Origin of the sequence: Kitasatospora sp. NPDC059599, from assembly GCF_042735125.1 — a bacterium.
Lineage (GTDB): Bacteria > Actinomycetota > Actinomycetes > Streptomycetales > Streptomycetaceae > Kitasatospora.
Window position 1 is genome coordinate 1 of record NZ_JBHWCL010000090.1, and the last position, 14,441, is coordinate 14,441.

Consider the following 14,441-nt stretch of genomic DNA (forward strand, 5'->3'; position numbering starts at 1 on the left):
ACCGTCTCTGGTCGTACGGTTGGGGCGGAGGGTACAACCACGCTCCCGGCCGGCCCTGCCGTTTCCGCAGCTCCGCCGACCTCACCGGCCCCGCACCGGAGTTCGTACCGCGGCCTGTTCCGAGGCCCGTACCGAGGCCCGTACCGAGACCTTTCCGAGGGCCGCAGCAAGCCCGCCCCGAGGCCCGCATGAGGCCGCCGCCGGGCCGCCACCGGGCCACCGTCCGGCCGCCGCCGGGCCCCGCGGCGGCCCCACCGCGTCGGACTACCGGGCCCCGTCCGCCAGCCCCGCCCGGTCGCAGGCCCGGCGGCCGATCGACGCCGAGTCCCGCAGTGGCCGGTCCGCCAGGATCTGCCGGGCCCGGGCGGCCGCGAGGTTGGTCGCGTACCAGGGCTTCGACTCCCGGTCCAGGTCCTGCCCGATCAGCTGCAGCGCACAGCTCCGCTTCGGTTCGGGGAGCCGGTCCAGGGCGGGCACCGCGTCCGCCGAGAGCAGGCGGACGTTGCGCAGGTCGATCGTGGCGGTGCGCGGGTCGGTCCGCAGGGCCTGCTCGTACCGGCTGACGTTCTGGTCGGCGACGATCGCGTCCGGCCCCATCAGGCCGTACACCGCGACGGTGAGCATCCCGCTGAGAACGACGACGCGCGGCAGCCAGCCGGTGCCGCGGGTCAGCCCGGCGGTGATCAGCAGTAGGAAGACGACGCCCAGCCAGACTTCGACCACGAGCACCCAGAGCCGCAGCCGGGTCAGCCCGGAGGCGTCCACGTAGAACCACATCCGGCCGAGCGCCGAGGCGACCACGGCCAGCGCGAGCACGCAGAGCAGTCCGAGCAGGATCCGCGCCAACCGGCGGTCGGCGTCGGTGCTGCGCGGCGCCCAGCGCTTGGCGACCGCCACCACGGCCAGCGTCAGCACGGTGATCACGCTCAGCTGCCAGAACCCCTGCCGGGCGTACTCGGAGCGGCTCATCCCCGTGTTGCCGAGCACCGCGTCCGCCCCGCCGAGCACCACCACGGCCTGGATGACCGCGAAGACGCCGAACATCAGGTCGAGCGCGATCAACGGCAGCGCCCACTCCAGCCGCCGCCGCTCACGGCCCGGCCGGATCACCGTGCGGTCCCAGCGGCGCGGGCCGGCCGCGATCCGGGCGAAGCCGAGCACGGTGAGCGTCCCGAGCAGGAACAGCAGCCCGCGCGCCGGGAGTTGGCCGAGGTCGAGGTCCGGACTGAGGTTGCCCAGCAGGTCCGCCATGGCGGCGTCGGCGCTGGCGAAGAGCAGGCCGAAAACGGTCAGCAGGACGGCGGCGACCGCGAGCGCCTTGAGGACCGGGACGACCCGGCCGCGGCCGGGAAGCGGGCGACCCTCCATGCTGATCCAGGCCCACCCGACGGCCGGCACGAGCTGCCAGAGGAGGCCGGGCAGGGCGAGCAGGACGCCCGGCCAGCGGCGGCCGCCGTGCAGGGCCAGCGAGGCCAGGCCGAGCGCGCCCGCGCCGGCCAGCACCGCGGGCCAGCCGGCGTCCCACCAGGCCGGGACGGCGAGCAGGGCGAGCGCGAGCAGGCTCCACGCGGCCGTCCAGGGCCGGATCCGGCGGCCCGCCACCCGGGCGGCGAAGCCGGCCCCGACCGCGGTGGCGGCCCCGCAGATCAGCAGGTTGACGCCCAGGCCGTCGTACAGCAGCCAGGCCGTCAGCAGACCGGTGAGCAGGGCGGCCAGGACGACCCTGGGGGTGGCCCCGGCCCGGCGCTCGGGGTCGCTGTGGCGCAGCCAGCTCGCGGTCGGCGCGGCGGGCGCGCCGGGTGCCCGGCGGGGCCCGGCGGCGCCGTACGGACCGGCCGCGCCGTGGGGACCGGCCGCGCCGTGGGGAACCCCCGGGCCGTACGGGCCCCTCGGACCGTACGGGGCTTCCGGATCGTGCGATGCAACCGGCCGGTAGGGGTCCCACGAGGCGTACGGCCCGACGGGCCCCCGCGCACCGTCCGGAACCACCCCGTCGTCCGGTACCGGCGCACCGCCCGAGGTCGACGAACCATCCGTAACCGGCAAACCGTCCGCAACCGGCGCACCGCCCGGGCCGGGTGGGCCCTGCGGGTCGGCCGGGTCCTGCGCCCCCGGGACGGGTGGCGGATCGGCCGAGGCGGGCGCGTTGGACAGACCGGACATGGGTCCCCCTCAGTGGTCAACGGGCATGCGGAAGCCGCCCTCGGGGCAGTCCGCCGGCGGGCGCGCTCAGCGCCGCCGTCGCTGCCGACTGTAGACCATTCTGAACAGGTTCAAAAATTACTTCTGAACGCGTTCAGATCACCCGTCCCGGCGCCCACTCCTCCGCCCGCCCCTCCGCCTACCCCTTCACCGACCCGGCGAGCAGCCCCCGGACGAAGTACCGCTGCAGGCTGAAGAAGACGATCAGCGGCACGATGATCGACAGGAACGCCCCGGCCGTCAGCAGCTCCCAGCGCCCGCCGAGGGAACCGGACAGCTGCGCCAGCCGCACCGTCATCGGCGCGACCTCCGGCGTTCCGCCCGCGAAGGTGAGCGCGACCAGCAGGTCGTTCCAGACCCAGAGGAACTGGAAGATCGCGAACGAGGCCAGCGCCGGAGCGCTCAGCGGCAGCACGATCGAACGGAAGATCTTGAAGTGCGAGGCGCCGTCCACCACCGCCGCCTCCATCAGGTCGCGCGGCAGCTGGGCGATGAAGTTGTGCAGCAGGAACACCGCGAGCGGCATCGCGAACATGGTGTGCGCCAGCCAGACCGGCGCGTAGCTGCCCTTCAGGTCCACCGCCGGGATCAGTGTCAGCGAGCCCAGGTGCGCGCCGCTGGAGAACAGCCGCAGCAGCGGGATCAGCGCCATCTGCAGCGGTACCACCTGCAGCGCGAACACCGTGAAGAACACCGCGTCGCTCCCCCGGAACCGCACCCAGGCCAGCGCGTACGCCGCCATCGCCGCGAGCACCAGCGGGAAGACGGTCGCCGGGACGCTGATCGCCAGCGAGTTCACCAGGAACGGCACCAGGCCGGTCGAGGCGCCGGAGCCGCCCTCGAACAGCACCGAGTGGTAGTTGTCGAAGCCGAAGTCCGGGTGGAGCAGGGCGCTCCACCAGCCGCTGGAGGTCACGTCCTGCTTGGGACGCAGCGAGGTCACCAGCAGGCCCAGCGTCGGGATCGTCCAGAGCACCGTCATCGCGATCACGAACACCGAGGCCAGCGGGCTGCCGAAGGCCTTGCGGACCGGATTGCCGGGGCCCCCGGCCACCCGAGGGGCCGACCTCGCGAGGACCGGCTTCCGGACCGCGGACCCCGGCACGGAGGTCTTCCGCGGCGACGGCCCCGGGACGGACGGCCCCGGGACGGACGGCTCCGCCGCAGCGGCCTTCGGGCCGGCGGCCTCCGCGGCGGCATCCTCCGGGACAACAGCCTCCGCGGCAGCGGCCTTCGGGACGGAGGTCTTCGGGACGGAGGTCTTCCGCAGCCGCTTCACCGCACCTCACGCTCCTTCCGCAGCTGGACGATGTTGTAGGCCACCAGCGGCAGCACCGCGAGGAAGAGGATCACCGCGAGGGCGCTGCCCCGCCCGGCGTTGAACTGCACGAAGGACTGCGAGTACATCTCGTTGGCGAGCACCTGGGTGCCGAAGTTGCCGCCGGTCATGGTGCGGACGATGTCGAAGGCTTTCAGCGTGATGATCATGACGGTGGTCAGCACCACCATCACCGTGGTGCGGATCATCGGCACGGTGACGTACCAGAACAGTCGCAGCCCGCTCGCGCCGTCCAGCCGGGCCGCCTCCACCACCTCGGCCGGGATCGCCTTGATCGCCGCCGACAGCACCACCATCGCGAAGCCGGTCTGCACCCAGACCATCACCGCCATCAACAGGAAGGTGTTCAGCGGCTGCGAGAGCATCCAGTTCGGCGGGTCGTCCCAGCCCGCCGCGACGGCGATCCGGCTGAGCAGGCCGATCTGCGGCTGCCCCGACCCGCGCGACTCGTAGACGAACTTGAAGATGATCGAGGCGCCCACCAGCGAGATCGCCATCGGCATGAAGATCAGCGACTTGTACACCGACTGGCCGCGCATCCGGTCCACCAGCAGCGCCAGCGCCAGCCCCAGGCCGGTCGCCGCCAGCGGTGCGACCACCAGCCACAGCAGGGTGTTGAGCAGCACCGTCTGCACCGAGTCGGTGGTGAGCGCCCAGCCGAAGTTCTCGCCGCCGACGAACCGGGTGCCGTCGTCGTTCTGCAGGCTCAGGTACACCGTGCGGACCAGCGGCACCACCAGGCCGACCGCCAGCAGCAGTACCGCCGGGCCGAGGAACACCGCGACGGCCAGCGGGCGGGCCAGCCGTCCACGGGCCCGGCCGGCGACCAGGAAGACCACCAGCAGGATGCCGAGGAAGCCCGCGACGGCGCCGAGGGTGTTGCCGAACTTGACCGCCGCGTCGCCCCAGGAGCCGGCCGCCAGTCTCTCGGCGGCGGGCGCGACGGCGGATGACGGGTATCCGGGTACGGACATGGCTGCGCGTCCCTTCGGGTGCGGTGGGAAGGGGGCGGGCGGTGCGGGTGGGTGGCCCCGCACCGCCCTCGACAGGTGGTCCCGGTGGGTCCGGACCCGCGGCGGGTTCGGACGGTCGGCCCGCCTGCTGCGGCCGTTCGGCGTCCTACTGCGGCCAGGCGGCGTCGATGTCGGCGGCGGTCTTCTGGATCGACTGTCCTTCGGCGAACCAGGCGGTCAGCGACTTCCACTCCTGCCCGGCGCCGACCGCCGCCGGCATCAGGTCGGAGCCGTCGAAGCGGAAGGTGGCCGCCGGGTCGGTCAGCGCGGCAGCCGACAGCTTGTCGATCGGGTCGGTGTACAGGCTCTTGTCCACGCCCTGGTTCGCCGAGACCCAGCCGCTCGCGGTCCGCACCCGGCTGCTCGCCCAGTCCGAGCTGGACAGGTAGTTCTGCACCGCCTGCACCTCGGGCCGGCCGGCGAAAGCGGCCAGGAACTCGCCGCCGCCCTCGACCGGGTTGGCGACGGACGGGTTCACCGCGGGCAGGTGGAAGGCGAAGACGTCCCCGTCCGGGCCGACCTTGGTGCCCTTGGGCCACTGCGCCTCGTAGAAGGAGGCCTGCTGCAGCATCATGCACGTGCCGCTCAGGACCGGTGTGCCCGCGTCCTGGAAGGTGGTGGTGGCGATCGACTTCACGTCGCCGAAGCCCGCGTTGGCCCAGGCGGGGTTCTGCATCCAGTCGGCGACCGTCTTCATCGCCGTGGTGATCTTCTCGTCGGAGAACTTCACCTGGTGGCCGACCCACTGGTCGTACACCTCGCCGCCGTAGCTGCCCAGCACCACCTCCTCCAGCCAGTCGGTGGCCGGCCAGCCGGTGGCCGTGCCGGAGGCGATGCCGCCGCACCACGGCTTGGGGCCGCCCGCCTTGGCGATCCTGTCACTGAGCGCCATCAGGTCCGCCCAGGTCTTCGGCTCCTCGTAGCCGGCGGCCTTGAAGGCCTTGGGCGAGTACCAGACCAGCGACTTCATGTTGGCGCTCATCGGGGCCGCGTAGAAGGTGCCGTTGACCGAGCCGTAGGTCTTCCAGATCGGGCTCCACTTGTCCTGGTTGGCGACGGTCTGGGCGGGCGGCTTCACCACCTTGCCACTCTTCACCATCTGCGCCAGCAGGCCCGGCTGCGGGACGATCGCGAAGTCGGGGGCGTTGCCGCCGGCCACCCGGACCGGGAGCTGGGACTCGAAGTCGTTCGAGCCCTCGTAGCTGATCTTGATCCCGGTGCACTTGCTGAACTCGGACCAGGACTTCTCCAGGTTGTCCGACTCCGGGCTCAGGATGGAGGCGAACATCGTCACCGTCGTCCCCGAATGCCCGGCGTACGGCTGGTACTTGGCGCAGTCGCCGGACAGCGACTGGGCCGCGCCGCCGCCGTCACCCGAACCGCCGGAGCTGTTGGAGCAGGCGGCGGTCAGCGCCAGCGCCGCCACCAGGGCGGGCACGGCGGCCAATCGCCGACGGTAACTCGGTTGCGGCGCGATCGGGTTGGGAGTCAATGCGGTCCTCCTCGCCAGGGCATGCTGCCGATGGTGGCTGAACGACATTGCGCTGTACCGGAGATGGGCCCACGGAGATCGCGGACGGACGGCGGCCGAACTGATCGAAGACGTTAACGCAGCAGCCGCCCTCCGCCAAGGTCCACGTTCGACCTTCACCAGCCGGTGTCCCGACCGTGACCCGCGACCGGGCACGATTCGGACCGGAAACGCCAGAAGCCGAAGACCCCGCCCGGAAACCCGGACGGGGCCCGCGTCATGACGCTGCGCCAGAAGAGTCGGATCGGCAGCTCCTGCAGGCTGTTGACCACCAGCGACCCGCTCGGCCGCAGCTCGGCGTCCGGCACCGCCGCCGACAGCTCGGGGAACCGCTCGAACAGCGCCGGCAGCGCGATCCCCGCCTCCAACCGCGCCAGCGGCGAACCCGGGCAGACGTGCGGACCGTGCCCGAAGGACAGGTGACGGGACGGGTCCCTGGTGATGTCGAACAGCTCCGCCGTCACCCCGTGCTGCAGCGGATCACGGCCGATCGCGTTGTACGAGACCAGCACCGGCTCACCGGCCGGGATCACCACGTCCCCGACCGGGACGTCCGCGGCGGTGAAGCGGAACAGGAAGTTGCTGGTCGGAGGCGTCCAGCGGAGCGACTCCTCCACCACCGCGTCCCAGGACACCCGCCCCGAACGCACCAGCTCCAGCTGGTCCGGGTGCGCCAGCAGCGCCCGCACCGCGTTGCAGATCAGGTTCACCGTCGTCTCGTGGCCGGCTGCGATGATCACCCGCAGGGTGGCCGCCGCCTCCGCGTCGGTCAGCGCCCCGCCCTCGGTGTCCGCCGCCAGCAGCACGCTCGCCAGGTCCTCACCGGGAGCCGAACGGCGCTGCGCCACCAGCTCGTTGACGAAGGCGTTCAACCCCGCGATGGTCGCCTGGATGCCCTCCGGGTTCGGCTTGGCGCCGAAGAACCGCTCGTACAGGTCGCGCAGCACACCGTGGTCCGACTCCGGCACGCCCAGCAGCGAGCAGATCACCGTCATCGGCAGCGGGAAGGCGAAGGCCGTCTTCAGGTCGACCTCCGGCTCCCCCGCCGCCAGCGCGTCCAACAGCCCGCGGGTGATCTCCTCGACGCGCGGGCGCATCAGCTCCACCCGGCGCGGCGTGAAGGCCTGCGCGACCAGCGCCCGCAGCCGGCGGTGTTCCGCGCCGTCCGTGGTCACCATGCTCGGGCCGGGCACCGCCAGGCCGATCAGCGGCCAGGTCTTCGGCACCTCGCCGCGCTGGTAGGCCCCCCAGTGCGCGGCGTCCTTCACCAGGCGGGCGTCCGTCAGCAGCTCACGCGCCTCCGCGTGCCGGGTCACCGCCCAGGCGGCCACGCCACCGGGCAGCACGACCGGCACCACCGGGCCGGCGGCCCGCAGCAGGGCGCCCTCGGCCGCGTTGTCGCGGGCCAGCGGGTCGAGGACGATCGGGGCCGGGGCGGCGGTCATCGCAACTCTCTTTCGGACGACGGGAATCAACGGATACGGACACCGACGGGCCCGGGAACCACCGGGAACCGGCAGCGCGGACACCGACGGGCCCGGGAACCACCGGGAACCGGCAGCGCGGACACCGACGGGCCCGGGAACCACCGGACCCCGTGGGCGCGGGTACCGACGGATCAGGCCTGGTGGCCCGGGGTGAACGCGACCGGCAACGCCACCAGCCCGCGCACCCAGGCCGACGGCCGCCACACCAGCGCGTGCTCGGCCGCCGCCAGCCGCAGGTCCGGCAGCCGGTCCAGCAGCACCTCGATCGCGGTGGTCGCGATCACCTCGGCCGCCTCCTGGGCCGGGAACGGGCAGCCGTGCTCGCCGTACGAGTAGCTCATGTGCGCCCGGTTGCCCTCGGCCGGGCGGCCGTCGGCCTGCCGGACCGACGGGTCCGCGTTCGCCCCGGCGAAGCCCAGCAGCACCATGTCGCCCGCGCCGATCCGCTGGCCGCCCAGCTGGGTGTCCCGGATCGCCCAGCGCCCGGCGAAGATCTGCGTCGGCGTGTCCTCCCAGAGCGCCTCGTTGAGCGCCTGGCTGATGCTTCGCCGCCCGCCCGCCAGCGAGGCGGCGAACCGCTCGTCGGTGAGCATCAGCCGCAGCGCGTTGGAGATCCAGTACGAGGAAGGCTGGTGGCCGGCGATCAGCAGCACCCGCAGGTCGCGCATCACCTCGTCGTGGGTCAGCCCGGCCTCGTGCTCCAGCATCCGCGAGGCCACGTCGGCTCCCGGGTGCTCGGCCTTCTCCTCGACCATGGCGAGCATCATCTCCAGCAGCCGCTGGGCGCCGGCCGGGGCGTCCGGGCCGCCGTCCAGCATCGACAGCAGCGCGGCGGTCAGCTGCGGCGCCTGCTCCTCGTCCAGGCCCAGCACCCGGCACAGCACCAGCAGCGGCATCCGGTGCGCGTACTCGGCGACCAGGTCCGCCTCGCCGCGGCCGGCGAAGTCGTCGATCAGCCGGTCGGCGATCTCCTCGGAGTACTTGCGCAGCTCGTACGGGTCGATCCCGGCCAGCGCGTCGGTGACCGCGCGGGAGCGCCGGACGTGCTCCTCGCCCTCGGCGTACAGGATCGAGGGGGCGGGCGCCATCATCGGCTTCAGCGGCCAGTCGGCGGGCAGCGACTCCCAGGCGTGCCAGCGGCTGGAGTCACGGCCGAACAGCTGCGGCTGACCGGTCACCAGCTGCAGCTCGCGGTAGCCGATGACCAGCCAGGCCGGGACGCCGCCGGCCAGCTCGACCGGGGCGACCGGGCCGTGCGCGGCCCGCAGCTCGCGGTAGAGCTGGGCCGGGTCGGTCTGGAAGCGCGGCCCGTACAGCGGCGTGGCGCCGGCGTGCGCCGGGCAGCCCGGGGGCGGGGTGACGGCGGGCTCGGTCACGGGGTGCTCTCCTCGTACATCGCGGTGGGGGCCGCTGCCGGGGCGGCAGCCTGGTCGGAGCCGGTCGGATCGGCCGGGTGGACCCCGTGGGCTCCGGCCGGGTGGACCCCGTGGGCTCCGGCCGGGTCGGCCTCGTGCGCTCCGACCGGGTCGGCCTCGTGGGCTTCCGCCGGGTCTGCTCCGGCGAGGTCGGCCTCGTCGGCCCCGGCCAGGGCCGCCAGGTGGTGGACCAGCCCGATCAGCACCCGCTTGCCGGACTCGCGGTCACGCGCGTCGCAGTCCACCAGCGGCACCTCGGCCGACAGGTCCAGCGCCTCGCGGACCTGCTCCAGGCTGTGGGTCGGCTCGCCGAAGTTGTTGCGGGCCACGATGAACGGGGTGCCGTGGTGCTCCAGCCGGTCGATCGCGTACCAGGACTCCTCCAGCCGCCGGGTGTCCACCAGGACGACCGCGCCCAGGGCGCCGCTGAACAGGCGGTCCCAGAGGAACCAGAAGCGCTCCTGCCCGGGCGCGCCGAACAGGTACAGCACCTGGCGCTCGGAGAGGGTGATCCGGCCGAAGTCGAAGGCGACCGTCGTGGAGCGCTTGCCCCAGGATCCGGCCGGGTCGATGCCCTCCCCCGCCCGGGTCATCACCTCCTCGGTGTTCAGCGGACGGATCTCGCTGACCGAGCCGACCAGGGTGGTCTTGCCCACCCCGAAGCCGCCGACCACGACGATCTTCAGCGCGTTGTCGGCGGTCGCCCGCAGCGGGGTGCGCTCGGCGGCGGGCCGGACGTCAGAGCCGTTGGAGGCCATGCAGCACCTGCTTCAGCGTGTCGAGGTCGGGCAGCCGGGCCTTGTTGGGCGCGAACCGGGGGTGGCGGGCGGTGACCGCCCCGGACTCCAGCAGGTCGCCGAGCAGGATCTTCACCACCGAGATGGGCAGCGCCAGCTCCGCCGCCACCTCCACGACGGCGGTCGGGGCCTCGCACATCCGCAGGATCCGGGCGTGCTCCGACTGCATCCCGGCCGTCGGCTGCCGTTCGGCGACGATCAGGGTGACCAGGTCGAAGGCGTTCTCCGGGGCGCGGCTGCGGCCCTTGGTGATGGTGTAGAGGCGGTCCGGGTCGTCGTCACGGCCCGGCAGCACCGGCCCGTCCGTCATATCCCCGCGCCCTCCGGTGTGGCGGCGCTCCCGTCCACGGCCCCGTCCGAGGTGCCGCGCTCCGGCGTGCCGCCCTCCGGGTCCCGGGCCGGGGCACTGAGGTGGACGCCGATCTGCTCGATCAGGCCGTGCATGTTGTGGCCGACCACGCCGACGTCCGCTTCGTCGTCGGTGACCACCGCGAGGTGGGCGCCCTCACCGGCCGCCACGATGCACAGGATGCCGCCGTGGAACTCGGTCATCGACTGCCGGACGCCGCCGCTGCCGTCGCCGAACTCGATCGAGGCGCCGTGCGCCAGGCTCTGCAGACCGGAGGCGATCGCCGCCAGCTGGTCGGCCTGGTCGGTGCTCAGCCCGTCGGTGTGGCAGAGCTTGAGGCCGTCGGCGGAGAGAACCAGGGCGTGCCGGGTGCCGGGGGTGGCCGCCAGCAGGTTCTCCAACAGCCAGTCGAGGTCGCGATCGGGGGCGCTGCTCATCAGGTGTCCTTCTCGGTGGCGGGGGAAGCGTCGGGTGTGGTGTCGGGGGCCGTGGTCGGCGTGCCGGTGGAGTGCTGCTCGTCCTCCACCGGACGGGCGGCGGCCCGGCGGAACGCACCGAACCGGGCGGCCGCGCTCACCGTGTCGGTGCGGACGGGCTTCGCGGCCCGGTCCGTCGCCGGGGCGGTGGTCAGCGTCTGCCCGCGCCGACGCTGCGGAAGGCCGCTGTCGGTCATCCGGGCGGGCGAGGGCGGCAGGGGGGCGGCGGTGACGGCCGTCGGCGCGACCGGGGCGGTGAGCGCGGTCGGCGCGGCGGGCACCGGCGGCAGCGGCGCGGGGGCCGGACGGGCCGAGGCCGGGCGGGCGGGGGCCGGGCGGGCGGGCGTGAGCGCGGGGCGTACGGACTCGACGGCCGGCGCCTGCGTCGGGACGGACGCCGGGGCGGGCACCGGGGCCGCGTGCGAGACCAGCTGCTGGGGGATCAGCATCACCACCCCCGTACCGCCGCGCGCCGACGGCCGGAAGGAGATCTGCAGCCCGTGCTTGCGCGCCAGGACGCCGACCACCGCGAGCCCCAGCCGGGTGCCGGCGGACAGCGTGGTGAGGTCCAGCGGTTCGGCGGAGACGGCCCGTTCGGCTCGGCGCAGCCAGCTCTCGCCCAGGCCGAGCCCGCTGTCCTCGACGGTGACCACCAGTCCGGCGGGCACCTCCTCGACGTAGACGTGCACCTCGGCCGGCGGGGCGGAGAAGTTGGTGGCGTTGTCCAGCAGCTCGGCCAGCGCGTGCATGACACCTTCGGCGGCGTACCCGGCGACCGCCGCGGTGCTGGCGTTGTGCAGCCGCACCCGCTGGTAGGCGCCGATCCGGCCGAGCGCGCCGCGCAGCACCGACTCCACCGCGATCGGCTTGGCCCAGCGGCGGCCCGAGCGGGCACCGGTGAGCACCGCGATGCTGTCCGCCATCCGGCCCGCCTGGGCGGTCGAGTGGTCCAGGCTCAGCAGGTCGCCGAGCACCTCCTCGTCGTGCCGGTGCTGCATCTCGCGCAGCTCGGCATGCATGCTCGTGGCCAGCGCCTGGACCCGCCCGGCGGCGGTCGCGCAGACCGCGAGCGCCGCGGCCCGCAGCCGCTCGCCCCGGCCGATCTCCTCACCGACCGCACGCAGCAGCGCGTACTGGGGGTGCTTGCGGTGAGCGGCCAGCGCACTGTCCACGGCCGCGCCCGCGCGCAGCTTCCTCACTACCTCGGGCAGCACGCCCTCGGTGATCCGGTCCAGCTCGGCGCGCTCGGCCTCGGCCCGCAGCCGCTGCGCCTCGACCCCGGCCCGCTCGGCGTCCAGTTCGGCCCGCACCAGGTCCAGCTCGGCCCGCGCGGCGGCGGACTCCTCCTCCGCGCGGGCCCGCTCGGCGCGCGCGGCGTCCCGCTCGGCCTCGGCTGCGGTGGCACGCCCCCTGGCCGCCGTCTCGGCCTGCCGGGCGGAGCCGGCGACGACCAGCGCCGTCATCGCCTCCCGGTGCTGCTCCTCCACGTCCTCGGCGAGCCGTCGGGAGCGCTCCGCGCCGGTCGCCGCGAGGCCGACGGCGATCATCCACAGGACGGCGACGGCGCCCACGGCGAGGGCGGTGAGCGGCTGGTGCGCGCCCAGGGCCCGGGTGACGCCGACCGGTGCGGCGACCAGCGCCAGCAGGACGGCGGCCGCCGTCAGGGCGACGGTGCGCGGTGCGGGCCGTCGGGGCGGCCGGCCGTCGGGGCTGGTGGCTTCTCTCATCGGTGCGGTCCTCGGCAACGTCGGCGGGCGGCGGCACAGCGGCGGGTCTGCGACGATCGCGACCGCCGACAGCTGGTCGGGCGCATACCAGACCGCCCGGGACGTCATGAAACGTCTCCGGGCGGCTGATCGGTTCACGCTTTCGGCCGATCATATCGATTCAGACATTGGCCTCAAGTGGCCAGTTGACGGGCACTCTCCTCCATCCACGTCCCGTACACCGATTGGCGACGCAACCGCCGCACGACCGAGTGGCTCGCTTCACAACCGGCACCCGGCCGGGGGGTTCAGCCCAGCGCCCGCTCGACCGCCCGCCGGACGGCCGCCGGGTCCAGCCCGTGGTCGACCACGACCCGCACCCCCACCCCCTCCCCCTCGCGGAGCACGCCCAGCAACAGGTGCCCGACCGCGATCTCCCCCGACTTCAGCCGCAGCGACTCCCGCAGCGACAGCTCCAGGACCTTCTTCGCCCGGGCGTCGAACGGGAGGTGACCGCCGAAGGTGCCGCCGGAGCGGAACCAGCCCCGGCGCTTCGGCTCCTCCGCGGGCCGGGCATCCAGGGCCCCCTCCCCGAACACCGCCTCGACCGCTTCCCGCACCGCGCCCAGGTCGACCCCGATCGAGGCCAGGGCGGCGGTGTCGTCCCCGGGCCCGACCAGTCGGCGCACCGCCCGCCGCGCGGCCTCCTGGTCCAGGCCCGCCTCGACCAGGACGGCGGCCGCCGGGTCGTCCGGCACGCCGAGGGCCGCCAGCAGCAGGTGCTCCGTCCCGACGCGGCCGTGCCGCAGCTCCCGCGCCTCCTGCTGCGCTCCGGTCACCACCTGCCGGGCCCGTTCGGTGAAACGCTCGAACATCACTCAGCCTCCGTCCTGGTCGCCATGGGTACCGCGCTTCGCGTACTTCTTGTGCACCGCCTGCCGGGTCACCCCGAGGCAGACCGCGATGTCCTGCCAGGACCAGCCCTGCGACCGGGCGTTGCCCACCTGCAGGGCCTCCAGGCGGTCCGCCAGATCACGCAGGGCGCGGACCGCCCGGAGCCCCACGGCGGGGTCACGACTGCTCGCAGCGGCTGCGAGTTCTCCGCTCTCGCTCATGATGTCAACCTTGGTTGACACCCGCGCGGATGTCAACCCCGGTTGACAGATGTCGACCTCAGCGGCCGCCGAACCGCCGCTCCAACGCCTCCTCGAAGGTCCCCCGGCCCACCGCCCGCTCCGGCGCCAGGTTCCCGCCCGCACGCAACCCCCGGCCACCGGCCCCCGGCATCCGCACCGGCAGCAGCACCCGCCGCTTGCCCGCCGCCCGCAGGTACGCCCCGGCCAGCTCCCGGTACGACCGCACGTGCGGCCCGCCCACCTCCGGCGCGAACCCGACGGGCTCCTCGACCAGCCCGACCACCGCCGCCGCCACCTCCCGCACGTCCACCGGCTGGAACCGCACCCCGCCGAGCACCGGGAACAGCGGCAGCTTCACCGAGACGTCGAAGAACTTCAGCAGCAGGTCGTGGAACTGCGTCGCCCGCAGCACCGTCCACCCCAGCCCCGACTCCCGCACCACCCGCTCACAGGCGAGCTTCGTCCGGTAGTACGCGATCGGCACCCGGTCGATCCCCACGATCGACACGTACACCAGGTGCCTGACCCCCGCCTCCCGCGCCCGCGCCACCAGCGTCCGGACCCCCGCCACATCCGCCTTCCGCTGCGTGGTCGCGCAGTCCACCACCACCTCGACCCCGGCCACGGCCTCCGCGATCCCGGCCCCACTCACCAGGTCGCCGACCACCCACTCGACCCCGTCACCCCCGACCCGCGCCCGACGGCTCAACCCCCGCACCGCCACCCCGCGCGCCACCAGCAGCCGCACCACCTCCCGCCCCAACGTCCCCGTCGCCCCGGTCACCAGCACCGTCCCGTTCACCACACCACTCCTTCCGTCGGACGCCTTCACTCCCTACGGACCGATCACGGCCCCGATCCGTGACATCGGCGGCTCCGGGGACGGGGAGGAGGCCGGAAAAGCGGAAGAGGCGGGGGGGGGGCGGGTGATGCGACCCCCCCCCCCCCGGGGGGGCACCCCGCCGGGGGCGCCGCCCCGCCCCGGCCGGC

At 74.0% G+C, this 14,441-nt stretch carries 12 protein-coding genes and 1 pseudogene; all 13 read right to left on the reverse strand.

All coding sequences use genetic code 11. The features are described from left to right. Window positions 1-264 precede the first annotated feature (264 nt). Window positions 265-1,989, reverse strand: coding sequence for a DUF4153 domain-containing protein (locus tag ACFV04_RS27330; protein WP_380533213.1), 1,725 nt, complete (start codon window positions 1,987-1,989; stop codon window positions 265-267). Between the two features lie 352 nt (window positions 1,990-2,341). Continuing rightward, complete coding sequence (locus tag ACFV04_RS27335; RefSeq protein ID WP_380341051.1) at window positions 2,342-3,256, reverse strand: carbohydrate ABC transporter permease; 915 nt, start codon at window positions 3,254-3,256, stop codon at window positions 2,342-2,344. A gap of 221 nt (window positions 3,257-3,477) precedes the next feature. Further along, entirely contained in the window at window positions 3,478-4,515 is a 1,038-nt protein-coding gene (locus ACFV04_RS27340) for a sugar ABC transporter permease (protein ID WP_360258376.1), read from the reverse strand. A gap of 145 nt (window positions 4,516-4,660) precedes the next feature. Then, on the reverse strand, window positions 4,661-5,992 hold the full coding sequence (locus ACFV04_RS27345; protein WP_380341191.1) for an ABC transporter substrate-binding protein: 1,332 nt from the start codon (window positions 5,990-5,992) through the stop codon (window positions 4,661-4,663). A 209-nt stretch (window positions 5,993-6,201) separates the two neighbouring features. Next, the gene (locus ACFV04_RS27350; RefSeq protein WP_380533216.1) at window positions 6,202-7,530 is read right to left on the reverse strand and encodes a cytochrome P450; all 1,329 of its coding nucleotides are present in this window, start codon (window positions 7,528-7,530) and stop codon (window positions 6,202-6,204) included. A 173-nt stretch (window positions 7,531-7,703) separates the two neighbouring features. After that, a complete protein-coding gene (locus ACFV04_RS27355) occupies window positions 7,704-8,948 on the reverse strand; it encodes a cytochrome P450 (RefSeq protein WP_360258380.1) in 1,245 nt (414 codons plus the stop codon). Between the two features lie 170 nt (window positions 8,949-9,118). After that, window positions 9,119-9,745: pseudogene (locus ACFV04_RS27360) on the reverse strand (ATP/GTP-binding protein); the annotation flags it as partial. Continuing rightward, entirely contained in the window at window positions 9,726-10,094 is a 369-nt protein-coding gene (locus tag ACFV04_RS27365) for a DUF742 domain-containing protein (RefSeq protein ID WP_360258383.1), read from the reverse strand. The gene ACFV04_RS27365 and the pseudogene ACFV04_RS27360, both read right to left, overlap by 20 nt. Beyond that, the gene (locus ACFV04_RS27370; RefSeq protein WP_380341060.1) at window positions 10,091-10,570 is read right to left on the reverse strand and encodes a roadblock/LC7 domain-containing protein; all 480 of its coding nucleotides are present in this window, start codon (window positions 10,568-10,570) and stop codon (window positions 10,091-10,093) included. Before ACFV04_RS27370 ends, ACFV04_RS27365 begins: the two co-directional genes overlap by 4 nt. Then, a complete protein-coding gene (locus tag ACFV04_RS27375; protein WP_380533219.1) occupies window positions 10,570-12,336 on the reverse strand; it encodes a sensor histidine kinase in 1,767 nt (588 codons plus the stop codon). Before ACFV04_RS27375 ends, ACFV04_RS27370 begins: the two co-directional genes overlap by 1 nt. A gap of 287 nt (window positions 12,337-12,623) precedes the next feature. Continuing rightward, window positions 12,624-13,190 carry a Clp protease N-terminal domain-containing protein gene (locus tag ACFV04_RS27380; protein ID WP_380341065.1) on the reverse strand — a complete coding sequence of 189 codons (567 nt, stop codon included), beginning with the start codon at window positions 13,188-13,190 and terminating at the stop codon, window positions 12,624-12,626. A gap of 3 nt (window positions 13,191-13,193) precedes the next feature. Then, on the reverse strand, window positions 13,194-13,430 hold the full coding sequence (locus tag ACFV04_RS27385; RefSeq protein WP_380533221.1) for an RNA polymerase subunit sigma-70: 237 nt from the start codon (window positions 13,428-13,430) through the stop codon (window positions 13,194-13,196). 58 nt (window positions 13,431-13,488) lie between these two features. Further along, complete coding sequence (locus ACFV04_RS27390; protein ID WP_380533223.1) at window positions 13,489-14,253, reverse strand: SDR family oxidoreductase; 765 nt, start codon at window positions 14,251-14,253, stop codon at window positions 13,489-13,491. Between the last annotated feature and the right edge of the window lie 188 nt (window positions 14,254-14,441).